At 53.2% G+C, this 25498-nt stretch carries 19 protein-coding genes and 1 pseudogene; 11 read left to right on the top strand and 9 right to left on the bottom strand.

Annotated elements, in window-relative coordinates:
- Nucleotides 1-198 precede the first annotated feature (198 nt).
- The 6 genes from F1728_RS29440 to F1728_RS29415 all read left to right on the top strand — a co-directional run bounded on the left by F1728_RS29440 (nt 199) and on the right by F1728_RS29415 (nt 2698).
- The gene (locus F1728_RS29440) at nt 199-417 is read left to right on the top strand and encodes an RNA polymerase sigma factor (RefSeq protein WP_155366993.1); all 219 of its coding nucleotides are present in this window, start codon (nt 199-201) and stop codon (nt 415-417) included.
- A 257-nt stretch (nt 418-674) separates the two neighbouring features.
- The gene (locus F1728_RS29435; RefSeq protein WP_155366992.1) at nt 675-989 is read left to right on the top strand and encodes a hypothetical protein; all 315 of its coding nucleotides are present in this window, start codon (nt 675-677) and stop codon (nt 987-989) included.
- Between the two features lie 25 nt (nt 990-1014).
- Entirely contained in the window at nt 1015-1290 is a 276-nt protein-coding gene (locus F1728_RS29430; protein WP_155366991.1) for a hypothetical protein, read from the top strand.
- On the top strand, nt 1287-1508 hold the full coding sequence (locus F1728_RS29425; RefSeq protein WP_194242591.1) for a hypothetical protein: 222 nt from the start codon (nt 1287-1289) through the stop codon (nt 1506-1508). The genes F1728_RS29430 and F1728_RS29425 overlap by 4 nt, the downstream gene beginning before the upstream one ends.
- Before the next feature lie 235 nt (nt 1509-1743).
- Nucleotides 1744-2082 carry a hypothetical protein gene (locus tag F1728_RS29420; RefSeq protein ID WP_155366989.1) on the top strand — a complete coding sequence of 113 codons (339 nt, stop codon included), beginning with the start codon at nt 1744-1746 and terminating at the stop codon, nt 2080-2082.
- 82 nt (nt 2083-2164) lie between these two features.
- Nucleotides 2165-2698, top strand: a complete 534-nt coding sequence (locus tag F1728_RS29415; RefSeq protein ID WP_155366988.1) for a hypothetical protein — start codon at nt 2165-2167, stop codon at nt 2696-2698.
- Nucleotides 2699-2772: 74 nt separating this feature from the next.
- On the opposite strand, the gene F1728_RS29410 is transcribed toward F1728_RS29415, so the two are convergent.
- Nucleotides 2773-3165: a hypothetical protein gene (locus tag F1728_RS29410; protein WP_155366987.1), complete on the bottom strand. Its 393-nt coding sequence runs from the start codon at nt 3163-3165 to the stop codon at nt 2773-2775.
- A gap of 733 nt (nt 3166-3898) precedes the next feature.
- On the opposite strand from F1728_RS29410, the gene F1728_RS29405 reads away from it, so the two are divergent.
- The gene (locus tag F1728_RS29405) at nt 3899-4891 is read left to right on the top strand and encodes a S1/P1 nuclease (protein ID WP_194242590.1); all 993 of its coding nucleotides are present in this window, start codon (nt 3899-3901) and stop codon (nt 4889-4891) included.
- A gap of 723 nt (nt 4892-5614) precedes the next feature.
- Here the strand turns inward: F1728_RS29405 and F1728_RS29400 are convergent.
- The 5 genes from F1728_RS29400 to F1728_RS29380 form a co-directional block, all read right to left on the bottom strand.
- Nucleotides 5615-5950 (bottom strand): hypothetical protein, encoded by a 336-nt coding sequence (locus F1728_RS29400; protein ID WP_155366985.1) that lies wholly within the window; start codon nt 5948-5950, stop codon nt 5615-5617.
- A gap of 172 nt (nt 5951-6122) precedes the next feature.
- Nucleotides 6123-8399, bottom strand: coding sequence for an ethanolamine ammonia-lyase subunit EutB (eutB, locus tag F1728_RS29395; protein WP_155367523.1), 2277 nt, complete (start codon nt 8397-8399; stop codon nt 6123-6125).
- A gap of 144 nt (nt 8400-8543) precedes the next feature.
- A complete protein-coding gene (locus F1728_RS29390; protein WP_155366984.1) occupies nt 8544-9962 on the bottom strand; it encodes a DUF1501 domain-containing protein in 1419 nt (472 codons plus the stop codon).
- A gap of 3 nt (nt 9963-9965) precedes the next feature.
- A complete protein-coding gene (locus F1728_RS29385) occupies nt 9966-12926 on the bottom strand; it encodes a PSD1 and planctomycete cytochrome C domain-containing protein (RefSeq protein ID WP_155366983.1) in 2961 nt (986 codons plus the stop codon).
- Complete coding sequence (locus F1728_RS29380; RefSeq protein WP_155366982.1) at nt 12923-13687, bottom strand: IclR family transcriptional regulator; 765 nt, start codon at nt 13685-13687, stop codon at nt 12923-12925. The genes F1728_RS29385 and F1728_RS29380 overlap by 4 nt, the downstream gene beginning before the upstream one ends.
- A 442-nt stretch (nt 13688-14129) precedes the next feature.
- Between F1728_RS29380 and F1728_RS29375 the strand changes: the two genes are divergently transcribed.
- The 3 genes from F1728_RS29375 to F1728_RS29365 all read left to right on the top strand — a co-directional run bounded on the left by F1728_RS29375 (nt 14130) and on the right by F1728_RS29365 (nt 16276).
- On the top strand, nt 14130-14312 hold the full coding sequence (locus F1728_RS29375) for a hypothetical protein (RefSeq protein ID WP_145041564.1): 183 nt from the start codon (nt 14130-14132) through the stop codon (nt 14310-14312).
- Between the two features lie 141 nt (nt 14313-14453).
- Nucleotides 14454-14741 (top strand): transcriptional regulator, encoded by a 288-nt coding sequence (locus tag F1728_RS29370; protein ID WP_145041565.1) that lies wholly within the window; start codon nt 14454-14456, stop codon nt 14739-14741.
- An 842-nt stretch (nt 14742-15583) separates the two neighbouring features.
- Nucleotides 15584-16276, top strand: a complete 693-nt coding sequence (locus tag F1728_RS29365; protein ID WP_155366981.1) for a response regulator transcription factor — start codon at nt 15584-15586, stop codon at nt 16274-16276.
- Nucleotides 16277-16325: 49 nt separating this feature from the next.
- On the opposite strand, the pseudogene F1728_RS29360 reads toward F1728_RS29365, so the two are convergent.
- The 3 genes and pseudogenes from F1728_RS29360 to F1728_RS29350 form a co-directional block, all read right to left on the bottom strand.
- Nucleotides 16326-19420: pseudogene (locus tag F1728_RS29360) on the bottom strand (efflux RND transporter permease subunit).
- Nucleotides 19421-19481: 61 nt separating this feature from the next.
- Entirely contained in the window at nt 19482-20942 is a 1461-nt protein-coding gene (locus tag F1728_RS29355; RefSeq protein ID WP_155366980.1) for an efflux RND transporter periplasmic adaptor subunit, read from the bottom strand.
- A gap of 121 nt (nt 20943-21063) precedes the next feature.
- On the bottom strand, nt 21064-21513 hold the full coding sequence (locus F1728_RS29350) for a hypothetical protein (RefSeq protein WP_155366979.1): 450 nt from the start codon (nt 21511-21513) through the stop codon (nt 21064-21066).
- Between the two features lie 467 nt (nt 21514-21980).
- Here F1728_RS29350 and F1728_RS29345 point away from each other — a divergent pair, with 467 nt between their 5' ends.
- Nucleotides 21981-25496: a mechanosensitive ion channel domain-containing protein gene (locus tag F1728_RS29345; protein WP_155366978.1), complete on the top strand. Its 3516-nt coding sequence runs from the start codon at nt 21981-21983 to the stop codon at nt 25494-25496.
- The last annotated feature ends 2 nt before the right edge of the window (nt 25497-25498 follow it).

The following is a 25498-nucleotide window of genomic DNA, read 5'->3' as shown; positions in this document are numbered from 1 at the left end:
TATTTTCAGGTTCGTGTTCGCTGTCGGCCCCTGTCATCAGATACCGATGTCTTATTTCGTTTTGTATCCGCGGGCAATCTGATAGAAAATATTGAAATCATTGAATTCCGTTGTCACAGTCAATCGTCGAATGTGTCTAATAGACGGGGACCTCTACGTAGAGGCCGAATTAATAGACCAGATAAGGTGGAAGAGACGATGTATAATCCCTTTTTAGAAGCGGATGACGATGCCCGGCAGGATATAGAACTGGTTGAGCGGACCAGAAATGGAGATCGTGCTGCGTTGGAAGCCCTGATTCTCAGGCACCAGGCCTGGATTTACAATATCGCGGTACGGATGGTTTTCCAGCCTCATGATGCCGAAGAAGTCACGCAGGAAGTGCTGCTGCTGGAACGCGTCACGATGGCGCCTTAGTCTCAGGCTGGTTTCAATTTATAGAATGGTATCTCTTATTCGGTTGCTGTTGTCCGCCTGACAGCTTGCAACCGAATTCCCATTCCTCGATTTCCTGACCAGGCGAGCGTTTTGCCATCGGGACTGAGTTTTCGAAACAGACAGCAAGCAGGTGTCCGGGCTTTTCCTTTTGACTGACACTGTCTATCAGTATACGCTGTTTTAGAGCTTTCTGATACTTCACTGCGGGATAGTTATTGCGAAAGGACTTTGCGGGGATGTCGAAACGCCGGAAATCCAGGGTTTCCCAATGCATGGCAGGTACCGTCCTGTTTCTGCTGCTGGCTTATCTGTTAAGCGTCGGTCCTGTGCTTGCCTTAACGGTCCGGTTCCAGGAATCAGGATACACGCCCCGATCGATATGTGAGATTCGCCCCTGGTGGTCTCATTTTGAATTGTGTGCAGGTCAGAAGTACGAATATGCAGACCGCCTGGAGCGATTTTATGCGCCTTTAATCTGGTGTGCTGAGAGGAATGACCTGTTTAAAAGTGGAGCTGACCGCTACATCAGCTTATTCAATCGCGGAGGTTGAATACTAAATATGCAAGGAGCCAGAGATGGGTGTGACCAGCGGATTTCGACGATTTTCGACAGAAGATCTATCCCGGCTGACAGAGGATGCTGCCGCGTTTGAATCGGAGTGTCGCAACTATGATACCCCGGATTACCTGGATATGGACAAGGCGGGTTACGAGTTGATCTTCATTCTTGATCCGGTGAGTATGGAATTCGATACGACCGAGACCGAGGACACATTTCCTGGACTGATGGATGTGCTGGCAGGTGGCGCGCCGCTACACGAGCAGATTTGGGGTATGGTCCTGCCAGAGTGATCCCGGCGAAATCGCTGCGAGAATCACTTGCGGAAATCGCATCCCTGACACAGGAGCAGTTTACCGAACTGGCCCTGGGCAATGAGATCCTCCCCGAATTGCTGATGTGTGAACTCGAGGAATCGATGATCCAGGAGTATCACTGGCCTTATCTGCAATCGCTGTCTCAATTCCTGCGTGAGTCGCTTGACCAGGACATGACTGTGATCCGTTATTAATGCATTCGATGTGAAGTATCGGAGGCGGTGGCCGGGCTCTTTTCAGAGAAAAGATTGACAACCCGACTTCATAAATTATGATGCGGCTTCCTTGTGGAAGAACTAGCATGGCCTCCAGAAACAGCCCGGGCGGCAGGATACGCCGGGGCTGTTTCCCTTTGTCGCGTGAGGTTCCCTCAGGAATTCTTTGAGCAGACTTCTAGAGCTTTCGGTGCCCTGCGGCTAAACTACGGAGATGAAACAGAATCTGCTGACGAATGAGAGGTTTTACCTGACGCTGGTGATGATCGCCGCGGTGATTCTATTTGTTGTCAGCCTGACTGTGGACACGAAGGCGTTACCGCCAGAAGCTTCACTGTTTTTTCCGGGGATCGCCCTGTTCTGTCTGGGTGAACTGCTCAATGGCCGAGGCGGCGCGGCAACCAGGAAAACGACGGCGGGCTGCCTGTTCAACCTGATCGGGTTCCTGCTGATTGTGAGTGGTGCCTGGCTGATGTTCTTTCCCTCACGCCCGATTGAGAAACCGCCCGAGGAGAGTGTGTCATGCCTGGTAATTCGAGAAAGTACACATTGAGTTAACTGATTGATTCCCTGCACTTTCTGCAACCGGCTTCTCTGCCAGCTCTTCAGACTAGACGTCCTTGAGAAAAAGCTTCATGTCAAGAAGTAATAAAATAATCAGCTGCCGAACCATTGTAATACCTCTAGTCTGTTTCCTGATCCTGGCAGGGGCAGCAGTTCTGGTAGCCTGGCAATCCGGTGTCATCCAATTCACCGAAGAAGATTCGCGACTCTCTGAGAATGTCATTAACAGACTTACGCCGGGGACGTTAGAACATCTCGAATATCAACTTGATCATGCCGTGTTAGATCCATTCGAACTGAAGGTCAATGGAACTGAGACGAAGATCATCATCAATTCTATGGACTCCAGTCCTTCCTATTTCGAAGAGCTTATTTCCAGAGCGATGATCGCAATCTGCCAATCCAGATATCAAGACTTTGAAACGATTTCACTGATTGTCATCCGACCTAACACAACAAATTCGGAGCATAGTGAAAAACAGATTACGGCTCGAGCAGTATTCTCACATTCTACAATTGATAAGATATGTCGTGATCCATACTCAAAGCGAAAACTGATTCAGCTTGCGAATGAGTTTTCCACACAAAATGATGGTTCAGATTAATCATGAAGAAACTGGCTCCTCTTCCTGATTCAGCCCAGTGTATCATCTAAACACCGGCACGATGCATCTCCGCGTCAGGGTTCGCTGTTTGAGATGGGAGGCTCTAATTCGAGTTCTATCAATCGAAACTCAGCCGGATCGATCTGAATCGGTACGGGATTGATAAAAATCATGGGCACCTGCCCCCGGATGATTATCTGGGGCTCCACGTTTTCCAGGTCTTTGATGACTTCATAAAGCTGATCGGGATCGAGCTCCTCCCAGTCTGCGTCCCAGGGATCATTGGGTAAATCCTGCATATCAAAGATGTCAGGAATCATGTCGAAGGTCAGCCCCGCAAGTTCGCCCGTTGGTAACGGCATGACATGGGGAACCGGTACGAACAGAGAAGCTGGCGGATCGTCATTTCGCAAGTGACCGGGTCCGGCGGAGCAGAGCAACAGATTTATGATGATGATTGTTTGCATACACGTTAGAGTTCTGCAGCGGTCCGGGAGTTCCCGAATTTTTATTTTTTTATTACTGCCGGGCAGTGATCGATCTTCAGCTTGGTGGTTGGGGGACGATCCGTACAATCGGTGGATTGGTTTTTCAGGAGTGAGAAGGATGTTTTTCTTCCGTTACCGGCGGCTAGCGCCTTGCCGCTCATCTTTTAGAAGGCGTTTTCATGTGGGTACTGATTTTGTGGAGGGGCGTGGGGAGGTCAAGAGGGTATTGCGAAATTCTGCTGCTGAATCTGCTCTGATGTTCCCTGAGTTGTTGTTGAGATGTACTTCAAATGCTCTGAGTGTGCTGCGAAATGCTTTGATATTGTACGAGACATGTGGCACTGGTTCTGAGTGTTCTGGTGAAAACCTTCAAAATTCGACGCCGATTCAGGTGCTGTTGACTCACTGGTGGAACAGGTTCCGGTGCACGCATTGTCCGCCTCGCGCGCGAAGCAGAATTTCACAAAATACGGAACGGGAACTGCGATTCAAGTTCAATTTATTCAGTGAGGTTCACCAGAGTGCACCGGTATAAAATACGAAGTAGTCAACACGCTGCTGTTTTGGAGAGAGGCTCTGATCAGAAATGGTGATTCTCAAATATGAATTTTGTATAAACGTGGGAGTCGCTTCCTTGTCTCGACAGAGCCGATCCCGACAATTGAGGTCTGGATTTCATCCTTCGACTGAACCAGAAAAACGAGACCTGATTGTGAAACGATTTGCGCTGCTAACTGTGTTTGTACTGTTCCTGTTCGTGACAGTTCGACCAACCCAGGCCTGGAACTATGCGGGGCATCGGATCATCGCTGCGATCGCCTGGGATCAACTGACGCCTGGACGGCGGATGGAGCTCGTGCAGCTGCTCAAACAGCATCCCCGCTTCGAGCAGGATTTCCAGTCGCGGATGCCTCAGATCATCAAGGATGCGACGCCGGAGATCCAGGCTCGCTGGCTGTTCATGCGGGCGGCGACCTGGCCGGATATTGCCCGGAGTTTCAAGGATGCGGACCGCGAGAAATATCATCATGGGACCTGGCATTACATCAACCAGCCGATCTATCTGGATGACGCTTCAAAAAACGCATTGAGTAAGCAGCTCTCAGCGAACGTGGCGACGTCGATCAAGGCGGGAGACGATGTGCTGGGATTCAACATTATTCAGGCCCTGGAATATTGTGTGGCGCAACTGAAAGATCCGAGTGTGAGTCAGGCTGATAAAGCCGTCTACTTCTGCTGGGTGATGCACCTGGTGGGGGACAGTCATCAGCCGCTGCATTCTTCGGCCCTGTTCAGCCGACGGATGTTTCCGGAGGGAGATCGAGGGGGCAATGATATTCGGATTGCAAAATCGAATCTGCATTCCCAGTGGGATGGTCTGCTGGGGAACAGCTTCAAGGATTCGGAGATTGTCGGCCAGGCGGTGGGGATCGAACGGGACCCCGCGAATAAGCGGCTCGGCGAGAGCGCTGCCGGGGATTTGAATTATGTGACCTGGATCAACGAAAGCCACGAACTGGCTCGGGAGAAAGGATACAGCGTGGAAATACTGGAAGCAGCCCGCGTGAGTGAAGCTGAGAGTGGGAAGTTTCAGAAACTGTCTTCGCTGCCTCAGAGTTATTATCGGCAGGCAGGTTCGATCGCGGTCAAGCGGACGGCCCAGGCGGGCTGGCGACTGGCGGCGGTGTTGGAGGGTGTGAAGTGACGTTGAGTGCCCCAGAGCGACTGAATTCGCGATCTTCACTTATTCGGATTTATATAGTGGAAGTAGAAGTAAACCAGCGATAGGAAAGAGATTATCAGGAGCAGATTAAGGCCCATCAGAACCAGGAGGAGCGTGCGACGTTTCGGATAGGGACCATCTGGTATTTCTTTGGCATCAAGATCTGTCAGGCACCCACAATTGCGACAGCGATAGCCGCCCTGTTTCCATTGTTGAATGGTTTTTGTTATGGGATGTTGAAAGGGGAACAATGGTGTGCCGCACGAAGGACAGAATTTCCCCTGGGCTTGCTTGACCCTATAGAAAAGAAAAGCAATCAAGGGGGAGAGTAATATCAGCATTATCAACATCATCACGAGGATGGAAGTTATTTCCCTTAAGAGCATCGTTAGTTTCTGTTCTTTCTTCGCGTATAAACAGTATGAATAACATAGGTAATCAGTCCGACCAGGGTTCCATGAACGATTGCGGAATAGAAACAGGCCCAGTAAAAAAGCGTTGATCCCCACCAGGGTTCCCAGCGAGGATTGGCCATGGAACGGCCAATTAAATCCAGAAACAGCTGATGAGAATATCGGTTGGCAGCGTGTAATACCGCAGAATAAAACAGAAAGTATCCCAATATCGCAGCACTCAGCGACCAGAGAAGCACAGGACCGATCCAGGAAGCAGGTTCTTTATCTTGCATATGAATCAGAGTTGTTTTCAGTTTCGCATCAGGAGCATCATAAGTGGAATACAGGTCAGTAGCAGGGAGATCACGATACAGAATACAAACAGCCCCATCCCATGCAGTAAGGTTCCCTGTTCGGGAAGTGTTCTGGCTGCAACCTGCCTGCCTTTGAGGTCTGTTTCGCAACCACAGTTCGGACAGCGATACCCGCCGACAAGCCACTGACGTCGGGTCTTATTGAAAGGAGACTGAATAACCGGCATCGGGCGGTGACAGGAAGGACAGTTTATACCGCGAGCATGGAGAAACAGGAATGCAAAGAAGAACAGAAAGGGGATGAGGGGCATCAACGTTAACGTGAAATCCATGGTTCATCTCCTGTGATTGTTCCAGTATTCGTTTCTAATAATACAAGCCCTTTAGTGAAGTATAACGGACAGGTGTTTGAATTAGATCAGGGATTGTTGCTTTAAATGTTCATATTTCTAAGTTTGGCAGCAGAAAGGAATGATAATTACTTATCGTCTTGTTGATTTTGCATTACCCCAGATTCATCTGCTGCAGGATGCGGACAGTATCCCGGGCCGCTCTAGTCGGCTTGAGTGCGGTGGCTGCGATACCCGAGACGACGCGGGTGATGTTATGATCGACCTGCCCCGGTTGTCCCCAGACCGAACCTGGGGGCGATGTCATATAGACCGAGAAGGTATGATGGCCGGTACCCGGACGTTCGCCGATGATATGCAGGAGGGCACGGTTGCCATCCAGTCCGCCGAACAGTGTTTCCCCGATGCGATAGCCCGCCCGGACGCGACCGGACTGCACGAGGATGTTCTGCTCCGCGGGATGAAAGCCGGCCGTTTTGAGCTGCGAGCGGAGTTCCTGCAGGAATGGTTCGAGCTGGTCTTCGTCCATAATCGAAAGGGCGTTCAAGCCGTCAGAAATGACAATCTGCACGTTATAATTCGCGTCGTACTGCTGACGGAGCTGTTTGATGGCGGCCAGCGAGGCGGGAGCGAGTGCTTCACCGGTGGCGGGGTGCAGAATAAATTCGCTGCGGCTGGTCGACTGGGTTTTGATGGGGACCGAGGCGGGAAGCGTCGCGATGAAAGCGGGAGTCAGCTCGGCCCAGATGCTCTGTTTGGCATCGTGGTAGATGCGGTCGATCTGTTGTTGGAGATCGGGAGACAGTGCAGAAGGTTTCTCGCCATAACCTGTCGCGAGGAAAACGCCGCGCGAACGGACGTCTGCCAGCTGGCGTCGGCCTTCGTCGAGAATGCGTTCCTCAGGACGGCTGTCTCCTTTCTTACGGCGGTACTGCAGATAGACCCAGGTCGGATCGCCGAAATGTTTGGTCGGTTTTCCCTGCGCGTCGATCACGCCAAGCTGCTGGAAGAAGGCCCACATGGCGTCGTTGACGCGGTAGCCGAACTTCTCGCGGATGCGGACATGGTCCTGAAAGCCGGTGGTGAGGTAGCCCAGCATCGGATCGATTTTTGTCGGGAGTGCCATCAGATAGCCGGGGTTGGCGGGCATGATCTGTTCGAGACACCAGTCGAGGTCGTCGAGCGAGACATCCATGTGCAGGGTCGAGCAGACATCGAGGCCGATCATCAGACCGTGCAGTTTGCCCATGACGATGTCTTCCAGGCAGCAGCGCACGAGCTGTTCCCGGGTGCGGAAGACTTCGGGACCGATGAAGCCTGCGACGTCGTTCAAATGGACCCAGGGGGCGGCTGTCTGGCCTGCCTGCATCTGAGCGAGGGCAACTTCGCGGGACAAGGCACGAGCGAAGCCGTACTTCCGGGATTCATGCAGGACCATGTCGAATCCATGACTGTGCCCGTTGGTGAAGTCGGCCCCCTGCCCCGTTTCAAAATAGAGCGCATACTTGCCGGTGCGGGAACGGGCGTAATCGCGCATCTTTTTGAGATCGATATCAAACGTCTGGTTGGCGGCATCACAACCGGCGATGCTCTGAAACCAGAGGGCCGTACTTGCGGGCGAACGGCGTTCGACTTCGGCCTGGACGTCGATATGCGACAGCACGCAGTGCGGAAGGACATCTACAATACCGAAGGTCTCGAGGATCTCGCGAAGCTGCAGTTCGACCGCCTGCACCGATTCGGGTTCGCTGGAAACCGGATTGGTACCGAGGACGACATCGCCGACCGCGTAAGACCAGCCATCCAGAACCTGCCAGAAGATGTCGTCCAGATTGTCGGTCGGCGAGTTGGGTTGAATCCGGGCGCCGAGATAGCCTTTCGCACCGAGCTGGCTGCCGGGGAGCGGATTGAAGACTTTCGCGCCGACGGTAATCAACTCGTCGTTGCTCATGAGTTTGACGACGCAACCGATGACATCGCTGGAGAGTGTGCCGGCGATCTGCTTGATTTTCGTTTCGCTGGCTTCGAGCAGCAGTTGTTTCAATTCGCCGAGCGTCAGGTTGACGGGACGCGTGTCGGCATCTGCCAGATTCTCGTTGATATAGCGGTTCAGGTCATCTTCGTAGATGGGATGGTTTTCCAGGTCGACAATCCGGGTGGCGGCGAGCAGCTGGCGGGCGTAGCGACGGGATTGGTCATCCACGGCGGCGACGCCGATGAACTGATCGCCTTCCTTGAATTCATTAGCGGCTCCGAGCAGCTGACGATAGAACGTGGAATCGTGTTTGCCTTTGATCCGCTGAATATAGTCAAACAGCGTTTCACCTGCATTGACGTCAGGGATGGATACGCCTGCTGCCGGGCTTTCAGCTGCGGGGAGGCGTCGAGCCTGGGACAAAGAAACGGTGAGCGCGAAGGGAGCTCCCAGCATAGCCTGTACGAAATCACGACGGTTCCACTGCACGGTAGTGTCCTTTCAAGTGAAGCCTGGAAGGGGGCTGACGGAGATTGCGCACTCTCGCCTGAGTCGATGATACCACCGCTAAAAAACAATTATCAAGCGGGAATGATGATCTCAAGCCAGAATGTCGTGCACAACATGACCATGCACGTCCGTCAGACGGCGATCGATGCCGGCGGTGCGGAAGGTGAGGCGGGTGTGGTCGATGCCCAGCAGATGCAGGATGGTCGCGTGCAGGTCGTAGCAGTAGGTCTTGTTTTCTGCGGTCTGGTAAGCGAGATCGTCACTTTTCCCGTAACTGGTGCCCGCTTTGACGCCGGCACCGCCGAGCCAGGTGACGAAGGTCCCCCGGTTATGATCGCGGCCCTCGCTCCCCTGGGCAAAGGGGGTGCGCCCAAATTCGGTGGTCCAGATGACAAGGGTATCTTCCAGCAGGCCGCGGGCTTTGAGATCGCGAAAGAGTGCGGCGATCGGCTGGTCGGCGCTGCGGGCGATGGCGGGGAGTTCGGTTTTGATATTGCCATGATTGTCCCAGTTGTTGACGGCGCCTTGAGGACCACTCCAGACTTGAACAAAGCGGGTACCCCGTTCCAGCAGACGGCGGGCGAGCAGTGCCCGTCGGCCGAAATCTTCTGTTTCTTTCTGGTCCAGACCGTAGGCGGCGTGGGTCTCTTTGGTTTCACGAGAGAGATCGAAGGCTTCTGGTGCACTGAGCTGCATTTTCGCCGCCAGTTCCCCCGCTGCGATGCGGGCTTCGAGTCGGGAATCATCGGGACGCATGTTCGCGTGTTGACGATTGAACTGCTGCAGCAGCGCGAAGGTCGCTTTGTCAGCCTTTCCCTGCGCGAACTGATACTGCGGATCAGCGAAGAGATCGGGAATGGGTGTTTTGCTGGTGGCGTTAACCAGTGTGCCCTGATGTTTTGCGGGGAGGAATCCACAGCTGAAGTTTCCCTTTTGATTGTAAGGCAGGCCACGCGTATCGGGAAGGACGACGAACGTGGGCAGATTGTCGGCCAGATTCCCCAGTGCGTAGGAGATCCAGGCGCCCAGACAGGGAAAGCCGGGAAGCATGAAACCGGTATTCATCATGTAGCTGGCCGGGCCGTGCACGTTGGTTTTGGTTGTCATCGCCATCAGGAAGGCGAGGTCATCGACGATCTGTGCCTGATGTGGAAAAACCGAGCTGACCCACTGCCCGCATTCGCCATGCTGCTTGAATTCAAAGGGGCTCTGCATCACGGCACCGACGGCTCCGGTGAAGCCTTCCGGTTTCTCTTTGGGGCCGAGTTTCTGGCCATGCAGGCGTTTGAGTTCTGGCTTATAGTCGAACGTGTCCATCGGGCTGGCGCCGCCGTTCATGAAGAGTTGAACGACGCGTTTCGCTTTCGCACGGTGATGCAGGCCGCCATTCAAATCTGGCGCGGAGGCTGCCTGCAGATCCTGTCCCAGCCACCAGGTGAGCGCAGCGGCCCCGAAGCTCCCGCCCGAGCGGGTCAGCAGTTCGCGTCTGGAGAGAGGTAGTTCCAGCATGGTTCACTCCACAAAGAGAAATTCGTTACTGTTCAACATCAGTCGGGAGACGGACTCCAGTCCGTGCGATTCCGCTAGCGCGGTTAACTGGCGTTGTTCGTCAGACGTGGGTTCACGCAACCAGGTCCAGAGTGCGATCTGCCTGACCTGGTCTGAAATCACAGGTTTTGTTTTACGGGCACGCTCGGCCAGTTTCAGAGAATGATGGAGGACGAAGCGATTATTCCATAAGACGAGCGACTGTAGCGGTGAAGCAGAAAAGCCACGCACGGGTGAGAGCAGCCCCAGATCCGGGAAGTCGAGGGCATCCATCAACGGATCGGGAATGCCCCGCCAGACGACACGGTAAATGCTCCGCCGGTACGCACCGGGGCTGTCGAGATCAAACTGATCGTAGTGCAGCACGGGGGTCGCCTGAGGACCGGGAGTCTGGGTAAAGTTCTGTATCCCCGGGCCGCCCATGGTGAGGTCGAGAGTGCCATTGACGCGGAGGACGGCATCGCGATAACTGTCCGCATCGAGACGCTGCCGAGTCCAGCGGGCGAGGAGGCGATTCTCGGGATCGATCTTTGACAATTCGGAACGAAATGCAGAGGACTGCTGATAGGTCTGACTGTTACAGATCAGTCGATGCAGGTGCTTCAGAGAGCCGTTATGATCACGAAGTTCGCAGGCGAGCCAGTCGAGCAGTTCGGGATGGGAGGGAGTGCCTCCCATGCGACCGAAATCGTTGGGAGTGTCACAGAGACCTTGTCCGAAATGATAGTGCCAGACGCGGTTGGCGATACTTCGCCAGGTTAAGGGATTCTGTGGATCGGTGAGCCAGTCCGCGAGGGCTGCACGCCGGGCGGATTCGGCATGCGGGTCGGGCAGATCGAAACGGGCTGGCAGTGATGGGAGAACAGAGATCGCACCCGGCGCGACAACGCCGCGGGGCTTTTCCAGATTGCCCCGGGCCAGCAGTCTGATTTCACGGGGCTGAGTGAATTTTACCATACCCCGTTCGTTGGCTGCTTCAGCGGCAGCGGCGTAGACTTTCGCCTGTTGTGGTAGTTGAGCCAGTTCCTGTTCGGCCCGGTATTTGAGTATGACGGCAGCTAACGCGGTCTGTTGCGCGGGTGTGCGGTCTTTCGCAGGAATGTTGAGAGCGGCGGCTGCGGCTTCCGGGAGTGCAATCACATTCAACTGATCGGCAGCGGTGGCACTCAGCTTGAAACGGCCGATGAGATGCGCACCGCCATGCACCTGTTTCAGTGAGACGACCAGTCGGGTACCCGGTTTCAGAGTCAAAGGGGACTGTAACTCGAAGACAGCGTAATGTCCCACCCCCACTTTGGGATAGATACCCCAGGCGGTTTTAGGATTGCCATCCAGAGCGTGCTGAATCGTCCAGCCGGCCTGATCGAAGTCGGCGGTGGCCCGACTGATGGCGAGCTTCTGGCCCGCCTGGGCGTCCGGCGGGAACACGCGGATTTCCACTTCGTTGAGATGCAGATTCCCGTTATGAGCGCGGCCTGGTCCCTGATGGGGAAGCGAGGAATCGGTCAGCAGATCCAGACGTACTGCGGTGATCGTTTTCAGTTCTGGCTGAACGGTCACCAGAATGGATTCCTGTTCGGGCGCCGGACCGCTGGCCAGAATCGACTGATCCGGCTGTCGCTGCAGTTCAGCTCCCCCGTTGGAAACAAAAGTCTCTGGCGAAAGGACCTGCCATTGGGGTTCGGGGCCACGCTGTTGCTCCCACGCGGCTACCAGTTGCGTATATTCTGGTTGCAACAGGATCGAAGCATTGTTCTCAAGGGCAGCCTGCCGGAGTGCTTCCCATTTTTTTCGTTGGGCCGCGACTGCCGAATCTGCATCAAAGCTGACGTCCCCCTTTCCAATGCCAGCGAAGACGGCCTGCAGGGCGAAGTAATCAGACTGGGTAATGGGATCGAACTTGTGCGTATGACAGCGGGCACAGTTGGCGGTCGTACTGACGAACGCCCCCATGGTCTGCGTGACCAGGTCGTCACGGTCGAGATATTCGAACGTTTTGGGCGCTGTGGCTGCGGCACTCTGATCGTAGGGACCGGCTCCCAGAAAACCGAGCGCGACGGTGAGCTCAGATCGTTCAGGATAAAAGTAATCTGCGGCCAATTGTTCCCGGATGAAGCGGGACCAGGAAATGTCCTGATTCAAGCGGTCGATGACATAATCTCGGAACCGCCAGGCATGGGGGCGAAAGACATCATGTTCGAAGCCGTGCGAATCGGCGAAGTGGATTGTGTCCAGCCAGTGGCGGGCCCAGCGTTCTCCGTAACGGGGGGAGGCGAGCAGTTGATCGACGAGTCGAGCCCAGGCATCCGGACGCTGGTCGTTGACAAAGGCCTCCAGTTCTGCGGGAGTGGGATGCAGGCCATGGAGATCGTACATGACTCTGCGGAGCAGTGTGCGTCGATCGGCCTGGGGAGCGGGTTTGATCTGCTGCTCACTCAGTCGCTCCTGAATGAAGGCATCGATGGGATTCAGATGTCCTGCACCGGGGATCGTGGGACGGGTCAGTGGTTTGAGGGACCACCAGTCGAACGCCTGGCTTGTGTCGGCCTGTGGCTGACTGATGCGCGGATCGGGAGCCCCCTGACCGACCCATTTTGTGAGAATCGCGATCTGCTGATCGGACAGTTTTTCATCCGGCATTTTCAAATCGGGGTCGGTGTGGCGAATCGCTTTAATCAGCAGACTCTGTTCCGGCTGACCTGGAACAATGGCTGCCCCGCGCGTTCCGCCAGTCTTCCAGCCACTCTGCCAATCGAGTGTTAACTCTCCCTCCATGGCTCCTGCTGAATGGGAATGACAGTCGTAACAATGTGCTTTCAGAATCGGTTCGACAGACTCGCGGAAAAACTGATCGCCGTCAGCCTGGAGTGATTGACGAGAACAGAGCAGGATCAGCAGCAGACATGTGAGTCGAATTCCATTCATGGCTGCAGGCCTCCGCTGATCTGTGCGGCACAGTCGAGGATCTGAGCTCCCATGCTGGCAAACATGCTTTTCGGCAGGCGTTTCGCTGGAGCCGAGACCCAGAGGACGGCGATCAGCTTTCCTTCAGGACCGGTCACCGGAGCGGCGACACAGTGAATGCCTTCGTCTGCTTCTGCATGGTCGGTAGCATAACCGCGGTTCAAGACTTTCGTACATTCGGTTTGCAGCGCTGCGGGTTTGGTCAAGGTGCGAGGGGTATCAGCGGTGAGCGGAATCCGGTTCAAAGTCGCCGCCCGCTCGCGGGGCGACTGATTCGCCAGCAGTACTTTGCCGGGTGCGTTATTATGCAGGGGAAAGCGGAGACCGATATCGACGGCAATGCGGAGTGGGTGCAGACCGCTGACCTGTTCGATAATGACGCCTTCATCGCCGACCTGAATTCCCAGTTGAACAGTTTCCCGTGTCAGGTCGCGGAGCTCACGCATTAGCGGGAGGGCGACTTCCACCAGGCTGACATCACCGGCTTGTGGCAAGCCCAGAGAAAGCAGACGGGGAGAGAGTCGAAACTTTTTGGTAAGCGGATCGCGTTCGAGATAGTTACGGTCCGTCAGCGTGTGGGTAATGCGAAACACCGCGTTTTTATTCAGCGACAAGCGTGTTGCGAGTTCGCTGATCCCCAGCCCGTCGGGTTCCTGGTTCAGCAGTTCCAGGATATCGAGTCCCCGTTCCAGGGCGGGAACACTCGTGGTAGCAGTACTCATTTCTGGCCCTCGGTTAACAGCAGCCCTTCGTCACATATACATAACGCGTTCTATCAGAGTAATTCAGATTGATTTAGAAATCAAATTAAATATCTCTTTTTCCCCTACTTGCCGCTGGAAAGACCGGGGGAATCTGTTCTAAAAATCCTCTTTCAAAGCAGATAAATTGATCAATTTAGTGAATATCAACGACGCCAAATGTGTTGAAATATTGATTAGTGAAGTTATTTGAAATGAGATTGCAGAAGGGCGCAATTCTGTTGCTTCGTTTTTCATTTCAATGAAATGGCGTCTCTTTCGTGTGCAGTTTCGTTGCCTGAGTTTGCATTTGATTCACGATGAAGTTTTTCAAATGGGGTTTAAACTTTACCCAGAGTCAATTCAATAACGCTTCTCACTTGAATTTGATTTCAGACAACGAACCCTGTCCAAGGAGCACTTCATGCATCACTTTCTGATTGAAAAGCTGTCTGAAAAGATCCCGATTGTCCGTAACGAACTCTGGAGTGTGTATGTGGATCAGAAGCCACGTTTCACCGGCACACTTCAGGAATGCTGTCAATGGGTCGCAGCGACACAAAGCCAGCCTCGCGGTATTCTGAACTCCCTGTTCAGCAGCAGTTGAAGAACTGGAAACGTTTATCACATCAGTAACCCTGCACTTCATCAGACCGGGCCTGCAGTAAGACTGATTTTATCTCGGAAATAAAATCTGCACTTCAGCAACGACACTTCAAGAAAACTGGCCGGAAAGGGGTATTCTGACATGTATCAGAAAACACTTCGCTTTAATCAGCAGACACCAGAGCATTTACCGATTGAGCTTGTCGCATTGGGAGACAAGCTGCGGGCAATCAAGCATCCCGAACAGCAGAACCTGCTCGAGAGTTATCATAAAGTCGTGAACTATTCCCGACAACGGGTCAAGATTGTCAACCTGATGTCGGATACTCTGGCCCAGTTGAGGCTGGATGTGAAATATCTGCTCTTCGACCTGGAGGTCACACAGTCGGAACGGGATTCCGCGATCGCCCAGTTAAAGGAGCTGCAATAGCAGTTGGAAGGAACTATTCAGACTATCCCCTCGTCTCATAAATCTTGTTCAGGAACTTCAGGATGAAATCAGGTCGCCCGCTAATCTGGATTGCAGACATTGATACAATTTCCTGTTCCAGGGAGGTTTATCACTATCCTGTGCGATCAGTATCGAACCATAAGTATCTAGAGACTTCTACTACTTTGGTTTGGAGAACGCATCAACCCATCAACATGCGACTGAACACAAATATCGTACAGTCGTCAAAGGTGGACTGAATCGACAGCAGAAAATGAAAGTTAATTCAATTCCTGATCGAAAAACCGGATGGTAGCGAGAAAGATGGTAGAATTGTTTCGTGTATGTGAATCATGATGTCTGGTGCAGGTGTTAAGATGTATGCCAAAGACAAATTGTTGAATTCAGACAATGACGGGCGACAACTTGCCCCGACTTTAACCTTGGATCTGTGCGTTTTATCCCAGGGTTATCGTCAACACACCTTTACCGGAGATCAGATTAAGCTGAGCTCTCTGTCCCAGAACTCCATCCAGGTTGAAGATTGTCTGCAGAAACTGCAGGTGATGTTTCAACCGTCTCTCATTCTCAAGCTCAGTAACATGATTCTATTCAGATGCGGCGCCCTGGTTTCATTTTCAGAGACCAGCCGGAAACAGAAGGAACAGGGCCAGCAAAGATTGATCACGTTATGAACTATTTCACTGAGAAACCAGACCAGTTGTCTCTGTCAGACCGCGATCGTTCCGATTTCAGCCTGATAGCGCGACAGGTGTGTCTCATTCATCTCGGAAATGAATGCGGTGAATGTTCGAGTATGAGAGTAAGAGAGTACATGAGACATGAAACACCAGTTAGATTTACCAATCGATTATGAGCCTCGCGTCTTCGTGGTCGATGACGACGAATCCGTGAGTGCCTCCATAGCCGAGCTCATCGGCAGCATGGGCTTCAGAGCGACTACCTATACGTCCGCTGAAGAATTACTGGCTGATACCGATAATCGCATTTGTGGTTGTGTCATTGCAGACCTGCGTCTGATGGGCTGTAACGCCATCGAGATGCTGCGGAAGATGAAAGCAGCCGGCTATGAAATTCCACTCATCATTCTTTCCGCCTTTGTGGATGTGACGACAACCGTTTCAGCCATGTCGGAGGGAGCCATGACGGTTCTCGAAAAACCGTATGCCGAACAGGAACTCTGGGACCAGGTGATTGCTGCGATCCTGCTGGACTCGGAGCAACGGTTTGCCCGGCGCTGGCTGATGGAGTATCACGAGAAAGAGCATCGACTGACCGAGGGGGAAACCGAAGTCATGCGCATGCTGTTGAAGGGACTTTCCAACAAAACCATCAGCCACCAGCTGGATCTGTCTGCGCGAACGGTGGTCATGCGGAGAAAGGCCATCCTTAATAAACTGGAAGTTGATAATGTGATTGATCTGGCCAAGCTGATTACCAAGGCACAGATCATCGAACAGCACCTGACAACGGATAATGTGGTCTCAGAAATCAAATGCCAGCTGCAGGAGTAGCGTCTGACGCGAGAACAGAGCACCACTCCTGCTGCTGATGGCCTGCTTCCTAGTCGTCAGTTTCAGGCACATCCCCTTCCTTGATTTTGGGAGCAAACCAGGGATAGATTGCCGGTACCACCATGGATGTCAACAGGGTAGAGGTAATCAGACCTCCAATCACCACACTGGCCAGTGGGCGCTGCATTTCGGCTCCATCACTGGTCGAGAGCGCCATCGGCAGAAAGCCGAGACTGGCTACCATCGCCGTCATCAGAACGGGACGCAATCGCGCCATGGCAGCCTGAAAGGTCGCGTCCTGTATCGGGACCCGCTGTTTGAGTCGCAGATTTTCAGCCGCAGAGACCCATACCAGACCGTTCAATACCGCCACACCAAACAGAGCGATGAACCCGACCCCGGCAGAAATACTGAAGGGCATTTCACGCAGTGCGAGCGCGTAAATTCCGCCGGAAGCTGCCATGGGAACCGCGAGAAAGATTAACAGCGCCAGTCGAACAGAACGAAATGTCGTATGCAGCAACAGGAAAATCAGCATCAGCACGATGGGGGTAATAATTACCAGACGCTTACTGGCCGACTGCAGGTTTTCAAAATCGCCTCCCCAGCGAATCTCGTATCCATCGGGAAGTTCAACCTGCGTTTCCACTGCATGCTGGGCATTAGCAACGAAACTGGCCACGTCCACCCCTCTGACATTCGCCTGGATGAAGGTACGTCTGCGGTTGGATTCGTGTTCGACCGTGGGCGGAGTCTCTTCAAAAGTGATATCTGCCAGCTCACGCAACGGAACGGGTTTTCCGGTGCCATCAGCGACAGGAATCTGCTCCAGCAGGCTCACCTGTTCCCGCCACTTTTGAGGAATGCGGACGATTATCGGGAACCGGGCTCGTCCTTCAAAGATCAAACCGATTGGATGACCTCCCAGTGAGGAGACGACGTCCATGACATCCCGGGCATCCATCCCGTAACGTGCCAGCACATCCCAGCGAGGCTGGATGCTGATCGTGGGCAGGCTGGACTGGATATCAGCTTTGACATCCACGGCGCCGGGAACTTTTTTCAGAACCCGTTCGATTTCCTTGCCTTTGCTGCTTAGTACGTCCAGTTCATCTCCATAGAGCAGGACCGCGACGTCAGCCTTAACACCTGCCACGAGTTCGTCCACGCGCATTTCGATCGGCTGGGTAAATCCGAATGCTACGCCAGGCACCTGGGAATTCAGCGCATCTGACATTTCTTCGATCAGTTCATCGCGAGTTTTCGGTTCGGGCCAGTCCAGTGGAGACTTGAGAATCACCCAGACGTCGGTCTGGTGGACCCCCATCACATCGTTAGCAATTTCGGGACGTCCGGTTTTACAGAAGACCGTTTTGACTTCAGGGAATTTGATCAGCACCTTCTCGATCTGGGTCGACATTTCCACGGAGCCTTCAATGGTGGCACTAGGGAGGCGAACGGCTTCGACCAGCAGGTCCCCTTCTTCAAGGCGAGGCATGAACTCCGCTCCCAGATTCCAGCCAACAGGCAGGCTGACCAGAAAGACCAGCAGTGCGATCCCGACGGTGAGAATGGGGCGATGAATCGTCCAGCTGACCATGGGGCGATAGATCCATTTCACCCAGCGGATGAGCCAGATTTCTTTTTCGGACATTTTCTTCGGCAGAGCCAGTGAAGCGAGAGCCGGCATCAGAGTCAGCGAGAGTACCAGCGATCCCGCCAGGGCGAACAATACCGTCAGTGCCATAGGCCGGAACAGTTTTCCCTCCGTTCCCTGCAGGGCGAGAATCGGCAGATAGACGACGGCAATGATCAGCTCACCAAACATGGTTGGTTTTCGCACTTCAATGGCGGCATCCCGAATGACTTCCCGGAAGGGTTTGCCCGACTGATTCATCGAGAGTCGGCGAATACAATTTTCGACCATGATTACGGAACTGTCGACGATCAAACCAAAGTCGATCGCGCCCAGACTCATCAGGCTGGCGGTAATACCTGTCGCCGCCATCAGGTTGGTTGCGAACAGCATCGACAGAGGAATCGCCAGTGCCACGATCACACCGGCCCGAAAGCTGCCCAGCATAAAGAGCAGAACCACGATCACCAGGATGCCCCCTCGATGAGGTTCGTGAGCACGGTTTTCAAAGTACGACTGATCAAAGCAGATCGGTCGTAGGTAATTTCCAGAGTGACTCCTTTGGGGAGACTTTTTTCAATGTCTTCCAGACGAGCCTTGGAGGCGGTAACGACTTCGCGCGAGTTCTCACCGATCAACATCATCACCAGCCCGGTCACCGCTTCTCCACGTCCATCGCGGGTAACGGCCCCCTGGCGGGTCATCGGAGCAATTTTGACTTCGGCGATATCTCGTACCAGAATCGGCGTGCTGTTGGGATCGTGTTTGACGACCAGGTTTTCAATGTCTTTTTCATTCTTCAGCAGAGCCTGCCCCCGGATGAATCGCTGTTCGTGATTGTGCACCACGTAACCGCCGCCGGCGATCATGTTGTTATTCTCCAGCCGCTGAAAAAGCTGGGCCATGGAAATTCCGTAGCTATTCAATCGATCGGGGTTGGGTTGGACCTCAAAGGTTTTGTAGTACCCGCCGTGGGTGTTGATTTCGGTCACCCCCTGCACTTCACGCATGCGGGGTGCGATTTCCCATTCCAGCAGGGTGCGGAGCTGCATAGGCGTGTAATCTGCTCCGCGGACTTCAAACTGCAGAATCTCGCCCAGGGCCGTTGTGAGCGGGCCCAGTAAGGGGGTGCCGTAACCTGGTGGAATATCGGCAGCCGCGATCGCGATGCGCTCAGTCACCAGTTGTCGGGCCCAGTAGATATCGGTTCCTTCTTCGAAGACAATGGTGACGACCGAGATGCCGAATTTGGATACGCTACGTACCTCTTCCACAGCGGGCAGGCCCCCCATGGCGATTTCGACCGGGTAAGTCACATAGCGTTCGACTTCCACCGGCGACAGAAAACCGGCATCGGTGACGACCTGCACCTGCACGTTGGTCATGTCGGGAACAGCGTCGATAGGTAAGTGGATAGCGGAATAGATCCCCCCGGCTGCCATCAACAAGGTCAGCACGAGAATGATAAACCGGTTCTCCAGCGAAAATTCAATCAGGCGGGACAGCATTCAGAGACTCCCTCAACGAAAAACAGAGATGGTGGATGAAAGCGTGATGAGCACGGGAGCGTTATTCTTCCCGTTCCAGCAGCAGTTCGGACTTGAGGGTAAACGCCCCCTCATCCACAACCTGCTCACCTTCCGTAAGACCATTCTGAACTTCCACCCAGTCTTCTGTTTTCAAACCTGACTGAATATCAACACGTCGAAATGAACGATCGGATGTTTTGACGAAAACAAATTCCTGTTGCGCGTCATCCAGAACTGCCCGGGCCGGGACCGTAATCACATCGGACTTCTGCTTGCCGGGAATCAGAACCTGGACGAACATGCCGGGACGCAGTTTGCCGTCCGGATTTTTTATCTCTGCAATCAACGGAACCGAATTGGTCACAGGTGAAACCGAACGTCCGAGGTAGTACAGTCGCGCCGGGAATGTCTCATCGGGATACGAATTGACTTTCACCTGCAGCTCCTGGCTGCCCGTCAGTGAAATCGCTGCCCAGTCCGATTCACGGATATCGGCAGCCACCCAGAGAGTGTCGGTCTGCGCGAGTGTGAACAGTGCATCGGATCGATTTACGCGTTCGGACCTGCTGAAAGTACGGTCCTCAATGGTTCCACTGAAAGGGGCGATGACCTCCAGTCGGGAGAGTTTCTCTGCAGCCTTGAGCTCTTTACTGCCGGGATCGACGGTCGCTCCCAGCAGGGCCTCCAGATTCTGACGACTGATAGTCATGCGATGTTCGGCATCATTGACGCGTGCCTGTTCTCGATCGCGTTCCAGTTTGACGTCGTAAATCGACTGTTCGCACAGAGATTTCAGATCGGCCCGTGCATCCTGCATTTCAGTTTCACGCCGCTTCAATGACTGCAGAGAAATTGCCCCCGATTTCGCCAGGGGAGCGGATTTCGAATTGATCATTTCAGCCAGCAGGTAGCGTGAATAAGCGGGGAGCAGTTGGGACCGGTAGTCTCCCAGTTTCTCGTTCGCGAACTCTTTTTCGATCTCCGGCATCGGCTGCTTACTGAGTAGAGCATCGACCAGTTTCTGCACATTGTTCTGGATTTCATTTTTCCAGCCGAACTGTTTTTGGGCCAGTTCATACTCGGCCGTCCGCTGCAACAGGTCGGCGCGTGCGGTTCCGATCTCGGGACTGTTCAGGACTGCCAGCACCTGACCTTCTTTGATCTCATCTCCCGTTTTCACACGAACTTCCACCAGCACACCATCAGCGGGTGCTTTGATTGAAACATGTTTGCGGTCGTCATACTGCAACCGCCCGGGAACCATGCGAATCTGACTCAGTGGCTGTCGTTTCACAGGGGCCACCGTCAGTTGAATGTTTTTCATTTTCTCTTCAGAGAGGGCCACTTCCGAGGGCGCATCCTCGTTTGCAGTTTCGACTGCAGAACCGATGTCAGGAGCACCTGTTTCTGCCTCTGTTTTTGACTGATTTTGTTTCCAGTAAATTCCGATTCCGACGAACAGAATCAGAATGACCATGATGCTAATAACTCGCGATTTCATGAAAGTGTCTCCCGAATCGGCGGAAATGAGAGAGAATCATGCGCAGCGCAGTTTCAAACTGCATTCAACTGTGCATAACCCTGAGCGCAAAACGAAACTCGTTCACACAGGGAGCACAAACTCAGCAGCGCGAAACGCAGGTCAGATCGCGAGGAGATCCTGTAGAGCAGGCCTGGGAGACAGGGGGACCATATTGCTGGTCGCCAGTCCCGGCAGGGATCATCCGGAAAAAGCAGGAATTAGCGGAAAAGGCAGCACAAATCAGGAATTGTTCGACAGGACTCAGTGTCCCTGTTTTCCCAGTAGAAGATGTGCTGGCGGTTTCGATGAGAATCAGTTGATTCTGCTGCGAGGGCAGGTTCTGTTTCAGAGGATCTTCGCTTTGTTCTCTACCCAGATAAACGAAGTGCAGATGCCAGCCTTTTTCGGGAGCTTCAATACCATCGTGAAACTGATTCAGGTGAGCGGGCAGTTGTGCGCTGCTGTTCTCCGCGGCGGCATAAGCTTCGTGATTGTGCAGCCAGGGGAATGGCAAATTCCACAACGACAGCAGCAGGCAGGCACGGATCATAACACGTGCTGCCCAATGCAGTTGTGATTCATATTCAATGAATGTGGAATGTAATTGCACAGGTCGGAGCCCACTCAGGTAGTAAAATATGAACAGGACTTCAGGCGGGAAATTGTCCGTAAACAACTCTATAAGTATTATTCACCCCTACGTGTGTAAGTGTCAAGGACTTATTCCTGGAGACTTCCCAAGTTCTTTAACTCGACATCAGGTCTCAGATAGAGCTGAGATTGTATCTCGCCGGTCTGTAGTTAAACGTTTCTGTATGTGGTCTCTGACTAGAGTCGGTGCCCCCCAGGCATACTTGACGGTCTCATCCAGATGCGCAATCCTGTCCAGCCTACTGGATCACACCTTGCCCTAGCCCCCTCTCAGTCACTAAACTGTGCCGCGAAAGCTCAATCCCTGACTGGGATTGAAACTCCTCAGCTAATTCGAATTGATTCAAAAAAGAAAATAGCCGTCTCATGTTCTGTCGTTCTCGTTTGCGGACATCCTGCCTGCCTGTTGGCATCGTTCTGTTAGTGCTGACTGGATTTATCTCCAGTTCCTATTCCCAGGTGCCCAAGAAACCGGCTCCTGCCAATGGTAGCGATTCAACGACCACAACTGAAGAACCTCAGATCACCAGTGAGTCGATTCAGAAGCGAATCGACCAGATTAAAAATATCAAAGATCTGACTGAGGACAACCAGAAAAAAGCCGGAGAGTTCTACAGCCAGGCACTGGCCAACCTTAAAAAGGCGGAAGACCTTAAGGTGGCTACCGGTCGTTATGCCGAAGATGCTAAAAATGCGATGCAGCGGCTGGACCAGGTCAAGCAGCAGATTGACAACCTCAATAAACTACCTGTACCTTCTTTTGACCATATGCAGGATTTGCCTAAGCTACAGCAAACGCTGGTGGAAGAGGAAGCGAATCTTGAGCAGTTCAAACAACAACAATCCAACTGGGATGAACAGATTACTGGCCGAGTGAATCGGCAGAAAGAGATTCTGACCCGGATCGCAGAGATCGATAATAAGATCAGTGACCTGGAAAAACAGCTGGCACTCCCCGCCCCGGCTGACGAACCGGCTATTGTCACTGATGCCCGCAAGACTGAGCTGAAAACCCGGATCAGCCTGCTGAAGACCGAAAAGCCGGCATTGCGAAGTGAGCTGTCTTCCTATGAGGCCGAGGAGGCCGTTGGTTATCCCCGCGTAAGACAGGACTTTCTGAAACTGCAGACTCAGAAGCAATCTGAAAAGGTAGAGGCACTCAAGAAACAGATTGCCAAACGCCGCAATATCGAATCCGAAATGCGGGTACAGGAAGCCCGGGATGAAGTGTTTGCGACCAATCCGCTGCTGCAACCCCTGGCCGAAAAGAACCAGCAGTATGCCGAAGACATTCAGGCCCTGAACCATAAAATTCAATCGGCCGATCAGAAGTATTCCCAGACCAGTAAAATACTGGATGAGCTCAAAAAGCAGTTTACCCAAACCAAGGAGAAAGAAACATCCATCGGTCTGACCGGACCGATTGGGTTACTCCTGCGAAACCAGCAGTCTTCCCTGCCCGATATAGAGACGCGGAAACTGAGCATCGAGAAACGCGCTAAGGAAATCGACGAAGTTCACCTGCGGCTGTTTGAGCTGGATGATGAGTGGTCAGAATTTCCCTCTGCTGAAACCGTCACAGACAACATCATCAAGGACAGCAAGCGAAAGCTGTCTGATATCGAAAAAGCGAATCTCAAGAGCATTGTCGAAGAGACACTGGCCAAACAGAAAGAGTACCTGGATACGCTGATCCGCAGTAATAACGCATATTTCAATAAACTGATGGACCTCGATGTCGCAGAAACACAATTGGTCAAGCAGACGGAAGAATATGCAGATTACATTCAGGAACGGGTCTTCTGGATCAAAAGTTCGCCTCCGATCTCGTTTGCCGAAGCGAAGCAGATTCCGAACTCCCTGAGCTGGTTACTTTCCCTCAAACACTGGAAACAGCTACTCGAAGCCATCCAGCAGGATATCATCACCAACCCCATCATCTATGCAACCGGGATTTTCTGTTTTATCAGTCTGCTCTATCTGGCGTACAATGTGCGACAGCAGTTGCGGATCATCAACAAGGAAATCATTCGCAGCAGCTTTCGCAAATTTGGAATCACCGCGCGCGTCGCCTTCCTGACCTTGTTCATTGCAGTCGTCTGGCCGGGATTCATCTGGTTTTTCGCCTGGCGTCTGGGAAGTGGTCTCGAGACAGCTCCCTTCGTCAAAGCCGTGGATTCCAGTTTGCGGCAGGTCGCCTGGCTGCTGTTTTTCTGGGAATTGATCCGCCAGATCTGTCGTCCTCTGGGACTGGGGGAATCGCACTTTGGCTGGTACAAACAGACCGTGCTCTACGTACGGAAAAACGTCCGCTGGGTGATCAGTGTTTCCGTCCCCCTGCTCTTTGTCACACTGCTCCTGCATGGCAAGGAGGTCGATCGCACCCAGGATCTGCTGGAGCGACTGTTCTTCGTCGCGTTACTGGTGACGTATACGATCTTTGCCCGCCGGGTATTCCATCCCCGCTCCGGTCTCTTTCAGTCGATTATGAACTACAACCAGGAAGTCTGGTATGACCGTCTGAAATATCTGGTCTATTTCCTGGCTCTGGCCGTTCCCTGCAGTCTGATCCTGCTATCGTTGATCGGCTTTTACTTCACAGCGATGAGCCTGTTCCACCTGATCTTCCTGACGCTCTGGCTCTTCCTGGGCGTGATCCTGTTCCGCGCGATCCTGTTGCGCTGGATTCTGATCCATCATCGCCAGTTAAGCCATAAACTGAATCAGGAACGACTGGAGGCACTGCGTAAAGAGAATCAGGAATCGTCGACACCTGAGTCCAACATTGCCGGGATTACGACCGAAGAAGAAAACCCGGCTGACCTGACCAAGATCTCCGCCCAGATCAAACGACTGGTTAATGCGTGTATGCTGGTGATCCTGCTGCTGGGCGCCTTCGGGATCTGGGGGGACGTGATGCCCGCCTTCAATCGTCTTGACTCGTTCAAGCTCTGGTCGAGTCAGGTCCAGACCGAAGAAGAGATCAAAGACTCTGACGGTAATGTCACGACAAAAGTCACAGAGCGTCTGGAACCGGTCACCTATCTAGATGTCGCCCTGGCACTGATTTATGCCCTGTTTGCCGTGATCGCTACACGCAATATTCCCGGACTGCTGGAATTCCTGGTGCTGCAAAGGCTCCCCCTGGACTCCTCTGTGAAATATGCGACGACCAGTCTGGCCCGCTACGTTGTGGCTCTGATTGGTATTTTTGTAGTCTTCAATGCACTCGGCCTGGGCTGGTCGAAACTGCAATGGCTGGCGACCGCCCTGACCTTCGGCCTTGGTTTCGGTTTGCAGGAAATCTTCGCCAACTTTGTTTCCGGCCTGATTCTGCTGATCGAGCGACCAATTCGCGTGGGAGACATTATCACCGTGGATGAAATCACAGGCATCGTTTCTCGAATCCGGATGCGGGCGACCACCATTACCAACTGGGACCGCAAGGAATACATCGTTCCCAACCGGGACTTCATTACCGGCAAACTTTTGAACTGGACTCTGACTGATTCTGTCAATCGTGTGACTCTCACGGTGGGCGTCGCTTACGGTACCGATACGAACAAGGCCACTGACCTGGCAATGAAAATCCTGATGGACCATCCGCTGGTCCTGGAGGATCCGGCTCCCAGCATCACCTTTGAATCATTCGGCGACAGTACGTTGAACCTGATCCTGAGAGCCTACCTGCCTGACCTTGATAACCGGTTGCTGGCGATTCACCAGATTCATACTGCGATTCACGAACAGTTTAATGCGGCCGATATTGAAATCGCCTTCCCACAACGGGACGTGCATCTGTTCTACGGCGATAAACCGGAGATGATTCCTCCGCCGGAACTCCCGGAGCCCGAAACCACTGAGAATACGGAAACCAGCTGAGT

It is taken from the genome of Gimesia benthica (genome assembly GCF_009720525.1).
Classification (GTDB): domain Bacteria; phylum Planctomycetota; class Planctomycetia; order Planctomycetales; family Planctomycetaceae; genus Gimesia; species Gimesia benthica.
Note: the sequence above shows the minus strand (reverse complement) of the source record. Positions and strands in the feature narration are given on the sequence as shown.

Bases quoted from the DNA above. Each gene is read 5' to 3' on its own strand.
- F1728_RS29440 (WP_155366993.1), top strand. From the start codon at position 199: ATGTATAATCCCTTTTTAGAAGCGGATGACGATGCCCGGCAGGATATA.
- F1728_RS29410 (WP_155366987.1), bottom strand. From the start codon at position 3,165: ATGCAAACAATCATCATCATAAATCTGTTGCTCTGCTCCGCCGGACCC.
- F1728_RS29420 (WP_155366989.1), top strand. From the start codon at position 1,744: ATGAAACAGAATCTGCTGACGAATGAGAGGTTTTACCTGACGCTGGTG.
- F1728_RS29400 (WP_155366985.1), bottom strand. From the start codon at position 5,950: ATGGATTTCACGTTAACGTTGATGCCCCTCATCCCCTTTCTGTTCTTC.
- F1728_RS29350 (WP_155366979.1), bottom strand. From the start codon at position 21,513: ATGATCCGTGCCTGCCTGCTGCTGTCGTTGTGGAATTTGCCATTCCCC.
- eutB (WP_155367523.1), bottom strand. From the start codon at position 8,399: ATGCTGGGAGCTCCCTTCGCGCTCACCGTTTCTTTGTCCCAGGCTCGA.
- F1728_RS29370 (WP_145041565.1), top strand. From the start codon at position 14,454: ATGTATCAGAAAACACTTCGCTTTAATCAGCAGACACCAGAGCATTTA.
- F1728_RS29435 (WP_155366992.1), top strand. From the start codon at position 675: ATGTCGAAACGCCGGAAATCCAGGGTTTCCCAATGCATGGCAGGTACC.
- F1728_RS29365 (WP_155366981.1), top strand. From the start codon at position 15,584: ATGAAACACCAGTTAGATTTACCAATCGATTATGAGCCTCGCGTCTTC.
- F1728_RS29345 (WP_155366978.1), top strand. From the start codon at position 21,981: ATGTTCTGTCGTTCTCGTTTGCGGACATCCTGCCTGCCTGTTGGCATC.
- F1728_RS29415 (WP_155366988.1), top strand. From the start codon at position 2,165: ATGTCAAGAAGTAATAAAATAATCAGCTGCCGAACCATTGTAATACCT.
- F1728_RS29355 (WP_155366980.1), bottom strand. From the start codon at position 20,942: ATGAAATCGCGAGTTATTAGCATCATGGTCATTCTGATTCTGTTCGTC.
- F1728_RS29385 (WP_155366983.1), bottom strand. From the start codon at position 12,926: ATGAATGGAATTCGACTCACATGTCTGCTGCTGATCCTGCTCTGTTCT.
- F1728_RS29430 (WP_155366991.1), top strand. From the start codon at position 1,015: ATGGGTGTGACCAGCGGATTTCGACGATTTTCGACAGAAGATCTATCC.
- F1728_RS29390 (WP_155366984.1), bottom strand. From the start codon at position 9,962: ATGCTGGAACTACCTCTCTCCAGACGCGAACTGCTGACCCGCTCGGGC.
- F1728_RS29380 (WP_155366982.1), bottom strand. From the start codon at position 13,687: ATGAGTACTGCTACCACGAGTGTTCCCGCCCTGGAACGGGGACTCGAT.
- F1728_RS29375 (WP_145041564.1), top strand. From the start codon at position 14,130: ATGCATCACTTTCTGATTGAAAAGCTGTCTGAAAAGATCCCGATTGTC.